Origin of the sequence: Listeria grayi (assembly GCF_900638015.1) — a bacterium.
GTDB lineage: Bacteria > Bacillota > Bacilli > Lactobacillales > Listeriaceae > Listeria > Listeria grayi.
In genome coordinates this window covers 371,111-385,166 of the sequence record NZ_LR134483.1, presented here as the reverse complement: position 1 = coordinate 385,166, position 14,056 = coordinate 371,111, and the positions used below count along the sequence as shown (strand labels likewise).

The window sequence follows — 14,056 nt, the reverse complement described above, 5'->3', positions numbered from 1 at the left end:
CCAAAAGCGCAGAGCGACTGTTCATCTGCATTTATTTAATCAATAGCGTCACATAATCAAAAGGCGCTATTTCTGACTGCATGGTGATTTCTTGCTCTAGCGCATTCACTACTCTGCCTTTTTGAAGCAGTTCCTCGGGAAGCTTCATCGGTTCGTCTGTTGGATTTGCCAAACGAACGACATAACTACCCACTTCCGAATAAGCTGGATAGATAGCGGAAACTAACATCTGATCTGTAATTTCTAATAGTGAAAACGTTGCTTGCGGTTTAGCTGGATATTGAAGCGGCCAGATTTTATTGTCTAAGCGGTTGATAAATTTATTCAATTCCTGTTTTTGGTAGGAAATACTCGGTGTTAACCGCGTGATAGCTGTTTTGGCAATCGCATGCTGATCCAGTGTTCCCTCAACGATTTCCACCGCAAACGTAAACTTTCGCTCGCCGATTTCTTGCGCTAAAGGAGTTGGCATCATAATATGCCCTTCATTCGTTGTATCACCGGAAGCACGTCCGGGACGCCAAGCTAGATCTGGTTTGCCGAGCTGTCCGGTAGTGGCAAATAAAGTAATCAGCAATTTGTCATCGATTCGCTCGTATTCTCTCAGCCCATCCGCAAAAGCAGTTAAAGTGCTACCTGCATATTCCACTGAAAGACTTTTCTCGAAGATATGGAGATCGACGGGCTTCTCAACATATTTTTCTTGCCAATCCGCCGGTACTGGGTCTGGTTTGTTGGTCACAAATCCGTTTTGGATCTGGGCAACTGTGGTTCCGCTTAGATCATCTACCTGCAACTGTAGGCGAACCCGATGCGATAATACTTGATTATCAAGCGTGATCTCTCCTTCGATCAGTGCATCTGCTTTCAAGTTGAGTGTCACTTGGAATGCTACCGGTTTAGTTTTCGGGTTTTCTGCCATCCGATCATCCAAATCATATGGCAAATCGGCTGAGCCTTCGATAATCAGGCTTTGTTTAGAACTGTCTTTCTCCACATGTGCTTTCTCAAACTGCAATGCTTTTTCAACCTCGTCAGCTAATGGAGAAAAGTCATACGTATCACCATTGTTGCCGCTATCAACAAGCCGGATGAAATCATGGATCTCGCGGCCGGTTTTGGTGGTCAGTGTTACCTTCCCCGCTTCAAAAGCCAACGTATACAAATCATTCGTGATAGCTGTTTCTTCGCTAACCGTTGCTGTTTCTAAGGGTTTATCTCCTTCAATGAATTCAACCACGGTATATCCTAATCCTGGAATAGTAACATCAATTGCGATATCTAATTCATAGTAGGCCGGTTCGGAGATATATTCAAACCCGGTAGCTACTAAACGCTGGATATTATGCCGTTCAGGATAGTATTTTTCATTGATAAGCACGGCTTTTTCACTGTCCTTAAAGCGGATGTTTTTCGTCCGACTGACAATATGGACTATTTTCTCACCACTAAAAGGAACAGGATCTGTGTTAAAGATCAGCACTTGTTGCGGAGTCAGTTCGAGGCTGTCTGCAAGCCGTTTTGCAATTAGATTTTCTAATCCTGCTGCGATTTCATATGCTTCTTTGGTGCGGTGGATGATGTCCTCCGCCACGTTATCGGAGACACATCCGCCAATGCTATCGTGCGCTTGATTTTCCATTGTTTTTTTCCATAAACGCTTTAATAGGCCGTTACTGACTTGAATATCATTTTTTTGCGCGATCACCATCAATGGTTCAATGCGTCGCAATATTCGCTGTTCCAGCTGGAAATTATCGAGTTTCATTTGGGAACGGACGGAACCGATAGAACGATGGACTCGTGAATAGACTGGTTCCCGTAACTCGCCCTGATAGCTGGGAAGATTCTGCTTTTGTCTGATCTGCTCGACATAAGCCGGATAATCAGAGATGACCGTTTCAAACTTGCTTGCTTCGTTGATTTGCGGCACAATTTTTTCCAGATTCCGTACCATGTTTTTTTGATCGATCCCCGACGGAATCAAAATGGTGCTATTATCGCCGTGATCTTGCAAAAATCCAATCGCCGGGTCTAATTTTTCTTTCACAAATGTCGAAATATTTTTCTGCGCTTCTATCGTCATAAGTCCTGTCATGTATCCAAACGGGAAATTCATTGCATAGACGGATCGCTCTCCAAGCCCTTTCCAGATAAAGTAAGGGGAAGGAACTAATTTTTCAAAGTTTAACCCGCGCCAGCACATGAAATTGTCGATACCGACTTGATTCAATAATGTCGGCAGCTGAGCGTTGAATCCAAACGTATCAGGCAAATAACCGACCATCATTGGTTTTCCGTATTTTGCAGCAGTATCGTGGATCCCAATGATCAAGTTCCGTAAAATCGATTCTGCGTCTACCAATAGCGCATCAGTTTGGGCATACCATGGGCCAATAAACAACCGCTCTTCTGCTACCAGCTTTTGAATCACCGGCAGCTTTTCCGGATTGATCTCTACATACTCATCCACAATGGAAGACTGTCCATCCAAGCAGAAATTAGCATGCGGATTGTTTGTCAATTCATCTAATACTTCTGTAAAAACCTGATCGCTTAGAACCTTTGCATCCTCTGCTGTGAAATACCACTCTCGATCCCAGTGCGTATGCTGTACGATATGTGCTTTTGTCATGTTATCGACCTGCCTTTTTCATATTTTTGCGTTATGCTGCTTTTTTTGCTTCTTTTTTAAACTTGATCGATTTTAGTGTATTGACCATCAACGCTGTTATCAATCCGCCAACGATGATCGAAACACAGTAAAGCAATACATTAGAGGTAAATGGGATCGCCATAAAAGTTGCCAACATGGTATGTTGGGTGATCCCGAAGAAGCCGTTTAATCCGCATGCTGCTGCCGTACCCACGACAATACTAGGAATGACCCGCAGCGGATCAGCAACGGCGAAAGGAATCGTTCCTTCTGTGATACCGACCGCCCCCATGATGATTGCTGTTTTACCATTGTCCCGCTCTGCTTCCGAATAAAGTTTTTTATTGAGCAATGTTGCTAAAAACATGCCGAACGGCGGAATCGCAATGGCAAGTAGCATCGCTGTACTTGCTGCATAGCTGCCTGAAGAAAAGGAAGCGACACCAAATGCATACGCGATCTTATTGACAGGTCCCCCCATATCGAAAGCCATCATCGCACCTAAGATAGCCGCAAGCAGTGCTGCATTTGTACCCGACATGCCGTTTAACCAATGGGTCAATCCTTCTGTCAACATGGTGATCGGGGTCCCTACGACATACCAGAGTATCAAACCAATAATGGCAGTTGCAATAAATGGAATAATGATCAATGATTTTAAGCTCATGATTTTTGCTGGCACTGGAAGTTTTTTCAATACGTTGACTAAATAGCCGACTGCCAAACCGGTGAACATCCCGCCGATAAATCCAGTCCCCATCTGTGAAGCAATCATCCCCGTAATAAACGCCGGGGCTAATCCAGGTCGATCAGCAATAGAATAAGCAATGTAACCGGAGATCATTGGTACAATAAAGTTCAAACCGGTTTGCCCGATCATTCGAATAACGCCCCAGAATGTATCCGTTGTATCCCAAACGCCGCTTCCACCAAATATAACAGCAACAGAAGTAAGTAGACCTGCTGCGGTTACCAATGGAATCATGTAAGATACGCCACTTTGGAAGTGATTAAGCATTTCTTTCCCTAATTTTCTAGCATTCATTTTCTTACCCTCCTGAATTTTATAATACCTACAATAATGCTAATGCCTGCTTGATCGTTTTCTCGCCATCTTTGACAACATCTACCGTGCCGACTTCTAAAAGCTGTTTGCCTTCAAATCGTTCTCGTTCTGCCACGTTTGTGTCTACGGCAAAGATCACGACATCTGCCGCTGCGATATCATCAGCTGACAATCTATTTTCGATCCCCATTGCTCCTTGCGTTTCAACCTTCATATCGATTGCTTCTTTTTTAGCAAATTTTTCTAAATTAGCTTTCGCCATATACGTATGCGCGATTCCGGCGATACATGCTGTTACTGCTACTATTTTTGTCATTTTCTTTTCCTCCTAGATTTTAAAATGCCAGCGCGTTTACAATAGCTTCTCGCGTAGATGCCTCTTTCAGTTGTGCTACAAATTCATCATCCATCAATTTTTCTGATAGCTCTGCTAATACGCGCAAATGTTCTTCTCCTTTATCTGCTGCTTTGATTGCAAGGAGAAATACAAATTTTACCGGTTTTTGATCTAATGATCCCCACTCTACAGGCTGCTTTAATTTAGCAAATGCCACCGTTGATTCTTGGACCGTCTCACTTTTCCCATGTGGGATAGCTAAATTATTCCCGATTCCCGTCGTCATATGAGCTTCCCGCTCAAAAACAGCGGTCTGGAAGGTTTCAGCTTCATTGATAAAACCATTCTCATAAAGCTTTTCAGACATTTTTTCAATGACCTCTTGTTTTGTCGCCGCCTCTAAATCGAGTAGAATATTTTCTTTTTTTATTTTATTTTGTATCATCATATAAAACCTCTTTCAAAACGTTTGTTATTTCTGAATATGTTTTACAATGTGGTAATTTCTTCATTACTTTATGATTCGAGATCACTTCATTGAAGTACGCATAAATTTGATTGATCGATTCTTTGACTGCTTGATTTAAAGCAAAGAAGAAAACGACTTGGACGGTATCGCCATTCCAATCTATCCCGTTTTCATTTACATACATTGAGATCGATGGTTTATTTACATAAGTTATCTCAGCATGTGGCATTGCAAACATCCCCATCGCCGTGGAAGCTAATTTCTCACGTTTCAGACTGCCCTCATAGATGCCTTCATGGACATAGCCGTGTGTCAGTAGAGTGCTGGTTATTTTCTCTAAAACCGCATTCCTTTTCTCAGGCCCCGCCGTGGAAATACATACAAATGTCTTTTTTAGAAGCTTTAAAAAAACGTCACTGGAACTAGTGGTGTGTTTTGTAAGAAACGTGTTGATCTTTTGGATATCTGCATTTGTCATCAGTGGACTAACTACTAAAATCGGCGAATTTGATTTCTCAATAGGAATCGTGCTGATGATCAGTTCATCTTGGATGTTTGCTTTTTGCAAGTCCCGAATCCCTAAAACTTGTTTCACGTGAAGGGCCGCCCCAAACGTCTGCCTGATTCGCTGTTCCAGTAATTTGGAAGTCCCGTAACCGCTGCTGCAAACGAGAATAACCTCCCGCTTGGTCTGGGCTTCACGATCTAAAAAAGATTGGATGTGAAGTGTGATAAAAGCAATCTCGTCTTCATTGAGTTTAATCGCAAATCCAGCCTCGATCGCACTGGCTAATTCAATGCTGATAGCAAATGCGCCCGAAAAGTTTCCCTTGATTTCTTCTGTATACGGATTATGGATAGAAACTTCCAACTTCAATCGTTTGACCGCTGCATTTAAGTGAACGAGTAAGCTGTTTATCAGCTCTTCATCCGGACTGTAACCTCCTAATGTCGACCGGATGATCTGCTGAAGTTTTTCACTATCATCCAATACTTGCAGCATCTCTCCATCGGTATCATTTAAAGAACTTTTTTCGATTGCCAGAATATGGATGTCAATGTATTCTCTTTCATAATCAGGCAACTGGATTTGAAATTTCTCTTCAAGCAATTCGATTAGCAGCGTTGCATATTTAGAAGGTGCATTTGCCGGAGCGATTTTTTTATCGATATAGAAATTCTTTTTGATTCTTTCGATCGCGATTGCTAAGTGGATCGAGAGTGATTGGTATTCGTATTCTGTCACTTGCAGCGAAGTGGATTCAATAAATATATTCAGCACATTAGTGATCGAATGAAGTAGATTCACATCAATAATATTTGTGGTGTCGCCGATCATATTGATTCCGAGTTCCAGTTCTTCTTTTTTAAATAAATTAGTAGCAGTTACTCCGCCCCAATAGTAACTGATCACATCTGACATGAAATGACGCTTCATTTTCTCCGTAGCATCGATTTTGAGACCATTTCGGTTGCTTACAATCGCTACACCTTCTTTTTCCAGTCTCTTTCTGATTTCCTTGATCGTATTTTCCATAGTCGCTCGACTAACGAACAATTCATCTGCAAGATCCTGTATTTTCAAGTGACCTTTTGTATTAAGCAAACGCGAATATACATGCGTGATTCGGTCTTGGATGCTATCGTTTTTAGGTCGTTGCATCGACAGTAAAATGGAGAGCCATGCCTCCTCTGTCCCTACCATTTCTATCCCGAACCGCGGCTTTACATGAATCGCAACCTCTTCTTCCTCAGCCAATGATTCTTGCAATATTCGCACATACTTACTTGCCGTTTTCGTGGATACATTTAAATATTGAGCCAGTTCATTATAAGTCGTATGTCGATGCTCAATTAAATATTTTAAAACCTCGATATACTTGTATTCCAAAATCTCCTCCATACACTCACCTTCCTGAATACGCTTTCATTATAGCTTGATTACACTATTCACCATACGGATACTTTTTCGCTTTTATTATGGAAGTTCCTTAGGTGAAACAACTATTTCTATTATCCCATTCCCTTTGAGAAAATTACTATTTTTTTATTTCCCATAAAAAAAGCAGCTAAAAGATTAGCTGCCCCCAGTTATTTATTAAGTAGTTTCTTTTTACCGCGCATCCTGCTCATAATGTGCTTCATACAACAAACCTTTTTCCAGCGCTTCTTCCGTTACCGAATCTTCCATTTTTTTAACGCTTTTTCGGTATTCGGCGGCCGAGAAACGGTTCATCTGATCAATGGTATCCATATCTTCTGGACTGATCTCAAATTCGAGTTGGTAATTTTCCTTGACGCGTTCTGGTTTACTTGATTTTGGAATCACATGATAATCATGCTGTAGCGCCCATTTATTGAGTAATTGGCCAATGCTGACATGATAAGAATCACACAGCTGATCTAATTTGCTTTTTTCGTCATTCGACAGCTCTGAATCTGGATAAAACGGATTCGGAGTGAAATATGGTTTCAAAATCGAATAACCTGTCAGCAAAATCCCCTCATCAAGGCAATATGTTTCCAGTTCGACTGGTCGTGTTGTTGGCGAGCAGACGATTTGATTACAGTAAGGCTTGACACCTGTGCTTGCTTCAAGTTTTTTTAAGCCCTCGATCGAAAAGTTCGAGACGCCCACATGTTTGATCACGCCATCTTTTTGTAGGTCAAGCAGATCTTGATAGGCTTTTAGATTTAATTCTTCGCTAAGCTCTGCATGTAGCAGTACCAGATCCAAATAATCCGTTTGCAGCCGTTTAAGCGATTGCTTCACAGATTCTTTCACGTGCTTTTTATAATTCGGCGGTGCGATTTTAGTCGTTAAGAAAAATTCCCCTCGCTCGATTTTCTGCTCCTGCAATATTTGACCGATATCATATTCATTATTATAAAGCTGTGCTGTGTCAAAATGGCGGTAGCCTGTTTCCCAAGCAGCTCTGATTACTTCTGACAGTTCTTCCCGATCCGTTAATAACCATGTTCCAAGTCCAACTTTCGGTAATTCGTTTACAACCATTTTCTATTCCTCCTAAGATTCGTCTAATGACCTGTACCTCTGTGAATACCCTAGATAGCTCCAGAAAAAACCTTTTTTTAGCAAACAAAAAAGCCTAATCTCCTTCAAAAAAAGACTAGACTTCCTACCGTAGTCTGTGCTAAGAAAGCAGTTGTATCAAGAACCCGGAAATAATCAAAATGATAGCGCCGCCCATTCGATTACCCATTTGTGCAAATGCGATCAGTCCCATACGATTAGAGGCTGACAACACTGCGACATTACCCGTTCCGCCCATACTGTTATTACAGAAGCCGGCAGTGATACTTGCTTCGACCGGATAAAGTCCAAATAATTTCCCGATAAGTCCGGCTGATAGGGAGATCGTGATGATACTGGTCAAGCATAAAAGCATAAACTGCCAAGTCAATGACTGCGCTAAGACATTCAGGTCGATCAAGGCGATCCCGATACCTGCCAATACGGCAGCGGTTAGATTTTTCACGATCAAATTATTGAACATGATAGCACTTTCTTCATAATACGCTGGAATAAGATTGGCTACTTTACAAATAACGACAATAATAATCATAAAAGCATACGAATGGATTTTTGGTACAAAATAATTACCGATACTTCCAAGCATAAAGAAGGATAATGAAACTAGCAGCCCGACACCCATTTTCGTGATATCCAACTTTATTTCTTTTGGCTTTTCAGCGCTGAAATCACCGTCCATCAATGTTCCGTGTCCATTTGCTTTCGAAGATTCCCCGAATTTAGAAACAAGTGCAGCACCGATGATCGCCAATACATTTCCCATTGCAGAAGCAGGGATCAAACGCGAGATAATATGCGCTGCCGGCTGCGCTAAGGCGTGTGCATAAATACCGGATAATGGCACGACACCTGCTCCGATCCCGCCAGCCATAACTGGAAGAGATACATATAAAATAGAATTGCCGAAACCATTTCCGATCAAGGCACCAACTAAGCCGACCATCAATAATGAGATCGCCATAGAGAGGAGTGCAACCGGAATAAAACGAATCGAAGCTTTGATCAATAATTGACGGTTCATTCCAAGAATACTTCCTGTAATCAGTGCGGCAATATAAAAATCAAGGAAGCCCATATTATTAACAAAACTTTTTGTTGTTTCAACCGCACTACTTGGTAAGATACCAAACGTCGCGATCGTAGCAGAAGCAAAAATGCAGAAAACTGCCCCACCGCCTAAATAAGTTCTCACGATCGGGATTTTCGTACCGATGAAATGGAATAGATTTCCTAGTAACACTAAAACGGCAATTGCCCCCAAAATATTGTTAGGCAATTTGCCTAGCGAGATCACAACCACTAAAATAGCCAGCATGATCAAATAAAATGGCAAGCTTATACCGCTGATTTTAATCGACCAAAAACTTTTTTTCGTTGCGACCGGAACGCTAGTTACATTACTTTCCGAGTTTGACATGATTAAGATTCCTTTCTTTGTCCATCATAATGGCTGATAAACAGCTTTGTCTGACTCAGCTGTTTATCTTGCCATCTCTTTTAATCAGACTTATTTGATTTCAAGATCACGATATTCTGGTGTCCATTTTGCATCTGCCACCGCTTTTTTGATATCCGTGATCGGTTCGCGATTTAGTTTTTGATCTACAACGCTTTGTGCTACTACTTCTGCGATCCGCTCTGAGAATTCCGTGATTTTAGCAACGGAAGGTAATACTGGAGCGCCTGGTTGTTCAGCATCGACAAGTCCACCTAAGGCACGGCTTGCTTGTGACAAGATCTCACTATTCACACGAGTAGCGGTCGAAGCAATCAGTCCTAAGCCAAGACCTGGATACATCAACGCATTGTTACCTTGACCAATTTGATAAGTAATGCCTTTATAAGTAACATCTCCCGCTGGGATCCCTGTTCCGATCAATGCTTTTCCGTCCGTCCATTTGATCAAATCTGCTGCTGTCGCTTCTGCAAGTTTTGTAGGATTTGATAATGGGAAGATAACCGGACGTTCGGTATGACTAGCCATTTCTTTTACGATTTCTTCTGTGAAAGCACCTGGCTGAGTAGAAGTACCGATCATGATTGTTGGGTGGATAGTCTTAACGATCGCATCCAGATTGTTTAATTCTGTTGCATTTGCGAACTCACTGCGTTTACGAACAAAAGGTTTTTGCCCTGGAGTCAAGTCTTCGGTATCTTCAAACAATAATCCTTGTTTATCTACTAAATAAAAATGTTGACGTGCTTCTTCTTCTGATAGGCCTTGGCGGATCATTTCTTCTAATAAGATATTCGCGATCCCAACACCGGCTGTTCCAGCACCGAACGTAATGACTTTTTGATCTGTCAGTTTATCTTTGGAAATATTCAATGCTCCGAAAATACCTGCAAGTACAACGATACCGGTTCCTTGAATATCATCATTGAAAGTAGTCAGCTTATCTTGATATTTTTCCAAAATAGTTGCTGCATTCCCACGGCCGAAATCTTCCCAATGCAATAACAATTCCGGGAACAATTCATCTGCTGCGTTGACAAATTGATCGATGAAATCATAATAGCGGTCGCCACTCACTCGTTCGTGGCTGTTTCCTAGATATAACGGATTGTTCAATAATTCCTGGTTATTTGTACCTGCATCAATCGACACTGGTAATACTTGTGCCGGATTGATGCCTGCTGCAGCGGTATAAACCATCAATTTCCCGATCGCGATGTCAACACCGTTAACACCCCAGTCGCCCATGCCTAAGATACCTTCTGCATCCGTTACGACGATCAAGCGGATATCTCGTCCTGCCGCCGCATTTTTCAGCGTTGCTTTGATATCCTCTGGAGCATCGATCGACAAGAAGGCAGCATCCTGAGGTCTCACAAAAATCTCGTTATATTGTTCGATCGAGTCTGCCACGACTGGATCATAAACGACTGGCATAAATTCTACTAAATGCTGTCCCATCAATTTATAAAATAATGTACGGTTCGTATCAAAGATGTTCATCAAGAAAATACGCTTTTCCAAATCAGCCGGTTTGCTTAAATATTGCGCATATGCTTGTTCTGCTTGTTGTTGCAGCGTTTGGACCTTAGAAGGAAGCATTCCCACCAATTCATACTGCTCTCTTTCTTCCTTCGTAAATGCTGTTCCTTTGTTTAAAAATGGGTTGTTTAAAATTGTTAGACCTTTCACAATAATTCCTCCTCTTTGTTTACATTGGTCATTATAAATGCTAAGATTTACTATAGTCAAAATCACGGGTTGCCATAAATTTTATTTATATGAGAATTGAGGGATTTGTCATGAATCTAAAGGATCTAGAATATTTTCAGCAAGTGGTGACCGACCGGAATTTCACTGAGACGGCTAGAGCCTACAAGGTCAGCCAGCCAACCGTGACCTATGCGATCAAGCGTTTAGAAGAAGAACTTGGCACAAAACTGATCATCCGCAATCAAGCGCATCATTCCCTCATTATCACAGAAGCAGGGAAAATCTTATCCGCACACATCAAAAAAATGATGAAAGAATTGAATATCGCCCGCACCGAAATCGCCCGGCTAACAGATAAAAAAATAAAATGCGGCCTCCCGCCGATCATCGGAAATTATTATTTCCCTAAACTTTCCGTACGCTTATTAGAACAAGGATTCATGAAAAGCATCGATATCATCAGCGGTGGCTCCAGAGATCTCTATCAGCTTTTAAAAACAGGCCAAATCGATACCGCGATCCTCGGCTCGACTCAAGCCATCAGTGATAAAGAACTGACCAGCAGATTATTAGTGGAGAAACCCTTTATGATCGTTGTCAGCCCCAATCATCCGCTGGCCAAAAGAGAAAGTATCGCTTTTTCGGAATTGAAAAATGAACCCTTTGTCCTTTTCAATGAACATTTCGTCCATTCCAGCGGTTTCCACACACTTATCGAACAAACAGATTTCGAACCGAATATCATTTACGAAAACAGCGACCTCAATATTTTAAAAGGCATGATCCACGAACAGATCGGCATCGGTTTTTTAGTAGAACTAGCGGTCCATGCAAATGATGATCTGGTGAGCATTCCAATCAGTGACTTGGAACAGCCCACTTTTATGATCTCTGTTGTGACAAGAAAACAGGTGACCCAGTCCGATTATCAGCGAGAGATCGTGGAGTTTATTACATCGAGTACGGATAATGAGATCAAGGAGAAATAAAAAAGGAAGAACATTCAGGATGTTCTTCCTTTTTTGTTGGATCAGAAGGCGGAATGCATTTTATTATTTTGGCAGTTTGCCGCATAAAAACCGTTGCGCTAAAAAGTTCTCTTTATAAGAGTCTAGGTACTCATATGTAAGCTCTTCAGCTCCATCTATTGCTACTTGTTCATCGAATTCATCATCATCCAACCATACTGTACACTACAAATATCGTTTTTATCAAATCTGATCCTCACTTCCAAATAAAAACAGACCAAATCCATAAAGGATTTGGTCTGACAAATGAATCTAGCTCACAAAATAGCATTTATAATAAATTAAATCGTGCCACAACGTTCTCTACGGTAAAGCCCCGTTCACGCAAGATCTTTTCTCCTGGCGCTGAGGTGCCGAAGTTATCGATCGCGATGATGCTGCCCTTATCTCCGTAATATTTATGCCAGCCAAAGCTTGACGCTGCTTCTATCGCCAAGCGCTTAGTAACAGAAGTCGGTAAGACACTTTCTCGGTAATCTACAGATTGTTGCTCAAAGCGATCGAAACTCGGGATAGACACCACGGAAACATCTTTGCCCGCTTTTGCCAATTCCTTCTGTGCTTCGACCGCAAGCGAAACTTCCGAACCTGTTGCAATCAGAATTCCTGATGGTGTGTTTCCTTGTTGCGGAGAAATAACATAGCCTCCTCTAGCAACATTCGTCGCAGCATTTTCTTTTGTTCCAGGAATAACCGGCAGATTTTGACGACTCAAAACCAGTACAGTTGGTTTATTCCTTGTTTCTTGGGCTAACTTCCAAGCTGCTGCTACTTCGTTACCATCTGCTGGTCGAAAGATCTGCAGATCCGGAATAGCTCGAATGCTGGCTAATTGTTCCACTGGTTCATGTGTAGGACCATCTTCTCCCACAGCGACAGAATCATGCGTCAATACATAGGTAACAGGTGCTTTCTGCAGGGCAGATAGTCGCAAAGCTGGACGCAAGTAATCTGTAAAAACAAAGAATGTCCCACCATATACGCGTGTTCCGCCATGAAGCTGAATCCCATTCATGATTGCTGCCATAGCAAACTCGCGAACCCCGAACCAAATATTGCGACCTTCGTAACAGCCAGGCTCATAATCTTTTTCAGCTGTAACCATGGTATTATTAGAGGAAGACAAATCGGCGGATCCTCCCCAAAATTCAGGCAGAGCCTTGGATAATGCCGTAATTACTTCTTTACTGGTGGCACGAGATGCAGCGCTGCTCCCGACTTCAAAAGTTGGTAACGCCGCTTCCCAGTTTTCAGGAAGCTGCTGGTTGAAAACGCGGAAAAATTGTTTTGCCAATTCTGGATACGCTTTTTCATAGGCGGAAAAACGTTCTTGCCAAGCAGATTCTACTTCTTCCCCTTCTGCAATCATTTGCTCTGTAAAGCGCTTTTTGACATCGTCCGGCACGGTTGATTCGGGATACGTCCAGCCAAGTTTCTCCTTCACAGCTGCGATTCCCTCAGCTCCAAGCGGTGCTCCATGTACTTTATTCGTCCCTTGCTGAGGTGCACCATATCCAATGACTGTCTTCACCTCAATAAGCGTTGGTTTTTCTGTTTCTGCCTTTGCTTGTTCAATAGCTTCTGAGATCGCAGTTAAATCATTCCCATCTTCCACAAGCAAATGCTGCCAGCCGTATGCCTCATAGCGTAATCCGACATTTTCCGTAAATGCTTTTGAGGTCGGACCATCTAGTGAAATATCATTGGAATCATAAAGCACGATCAGTTTTCCTAGTTTGAGATGTCCAGCAAGCGAACTTGCTTCTTGAGAAACGCCTTCCATCAAATCTCCATCTCCACATAGCGCGTATGTATGATGGTCGACAATGGAAATATCTGCTTGATTATATATCGCCGCCAGATGCGTTTCTGCCATCGCCATTCCTACAGCCATTGCAAGCCCTTGCCCTAACGGACCGGTTGTTACTTCTACGCCATCCGTATGACCTGCTTCGGGGTGTCCTGGGGTTACTGAGCCCCACTGCCGAAATTGCATAAGATCTTCTAGTGAAACGTTATAGCCTGACAAATGCAGTAAACTGTAAAGCAGTGCCGAACCATGGCCCGCAGATAAAATGAAGCGGTCACGATCGATCCATGTTGTTGAGGTTCTCGGATTTACTTTTAAATGTTTTGTCCAAAGTGCATAAGCCATTGGTGCTGCTCCAAGCGGCAATCCCGGATGTCCGGAATTTGCTCGCTGAATTGCTTCTATACTTAACATGCGTAACGTATTTACGCCTAACTCATCTATTTTATCAAACATTTCTGTACCC

The 14,056-nt window shown here is 42.2% G+C and carries 10 protein-coding genes; 1 reads left to right on the top strand and 9 read right to left on the bottom strand.

Annotated elements, in window-relative coordinates; genetic code table 11:
- Nucleotides 1-31: 31 nt before the first annotated feature.
- From EL241_RS01865 to EL241_RS01830, 8 genes are all read right to left on the bottom strand, one after another.
- Nucleotides 32-2,635, bottom strand: a complete 2,604-nt coding sequence (locus EL241_RS01865; protein WP_036103639.1) for a glycoside hydrolase family 38 N-terminal domain-containing protein — start codon at nucleotides 2,633-2,635, stop codon at nucleotides 32-34.
- Between the two features lie 31 nt (nucleotides 2,636-2,666).
- Nucleotides 2,667-3,701, bottom strand: coding sequence for a PTS fructose transporter subunit IIC (locus tag EL241_RS01860; protein WP_052009055.1), 1,035 nt, complete (start codon nucleotides 3,699-3,701; stop codon nucleotides 2,667-2,669).
- Between the two features lie 28 nt (nucleotides 3,702-3,729).
- Complete coding sequence (locus tag EL241_RS01855) at nucleotides 3,730-4,038, bottom strand: PTS fructose transporter subunit IIB (protein WP_003757390.1); 309 nt, start codon at nucleotides 4,036-4,038, stop codon at nucleotides 3,730-3,732.
- A gap of 19 nt (nucleotides 4,039-4,057) precedes the next feature.
- On the bottom strand, nucleotides 4,058-4,507 hold the full coding sequence (locus EL241_RS01850; RefSeq protein WP_115346156.1) for a PTS sugar transporter subunit IIA: 450 nt from the start codon (nucleotides 4,505-4,507) through the stop codon (nucleotides 4,058-4,060).
- Nucleotides 4,491-6,431 (bottom strand): BglG family transcription antiterminator, encoded by a 1,941-nt coding sequence (locus tag EL241_RS01845; RefSeq protein WP_003757384.1) that lies wholly within the window; start codon nucleotides 6,429-6,431, stop codon nucleotides 4,491-4,493. Before EL241_RS01845 ends, EL241_RS01850 begins: the two co-directional genes overlap by 17 nt.
- Before the next feature lie 210 nt (nucleotides 6,432-6,641).
- Nucleotides 6,642-7,544, bottom strand: coding sequence for an aldo/keto reductase family protein (locus tag EL241_RS01840; RefSeq protein WP_036103634.1), 903 nt, complete (start codon nucleotides 7,542-7,544; stop codon nucleotides 6,642-6,644).
- Nucleotides 7,545-7,683: 139 nt separating this feature from the next.
- A complete protein-coding gene (locus tag EL241_RS01835) occupies nucleotides 7,684-9,000 on the bottom strand; it encodes a 2-hydroxycarboxylate transporter family protein (protein WP_126320300.1) in 1,317 nt (438 codons plus the stop codon).
- 90 nt (nucleotides 9,001-9,090) lie between these two features.
- Nucleotides 9,091-10,731, bottom strand: coding sequence for a malolactic enzyme (locus tag EL241_RS01830; protein WP_232020842.1), 1,641 nt, complete (start codon nucleotides 10,729-10,731; stop codon nucleotides 9,091-9,093).
- A 110-nt stretch (nucleotides 10,732-10,841) separates the two neighbouring features.
- On the opposite strand from EL241_RS01830, the gene EL241_RS01825 reads away from it, so the two are divergent.
- Nucleotides 10,842-11,741 carry a LysR family transcriptional regulator gene (locus EL241_RS01825; protein WP_036103627.1) on the top strand — a complete coding sequence of 300 codons (900 nt, stop codon included), beginning with the start codon at nucleotides 10,842-10,844 and terminating at the stop codon, nucleotides 11,739-11,741.
- Between the two features lie 310 nt (nucleotides 11,742-12,051).
- Here the strand turns inward: EL241_RS01825 and tkt are convergent, their stop codons facing one another.
- Nucleotides 12,052-14,046: a transketolase gene (gene tkt, locus EL241_RS01820; RefSeq protein ID WP_036103625.1), complete on the bottom strand. Its 1,995-nt coding sequence runs from the start codon at nucleotides 14,044-14,046 to the stop codon at nucleotides 12,052-12,054.
- Nucleotides 14,047-14,056: the final 10 nt, after the last annotated feature.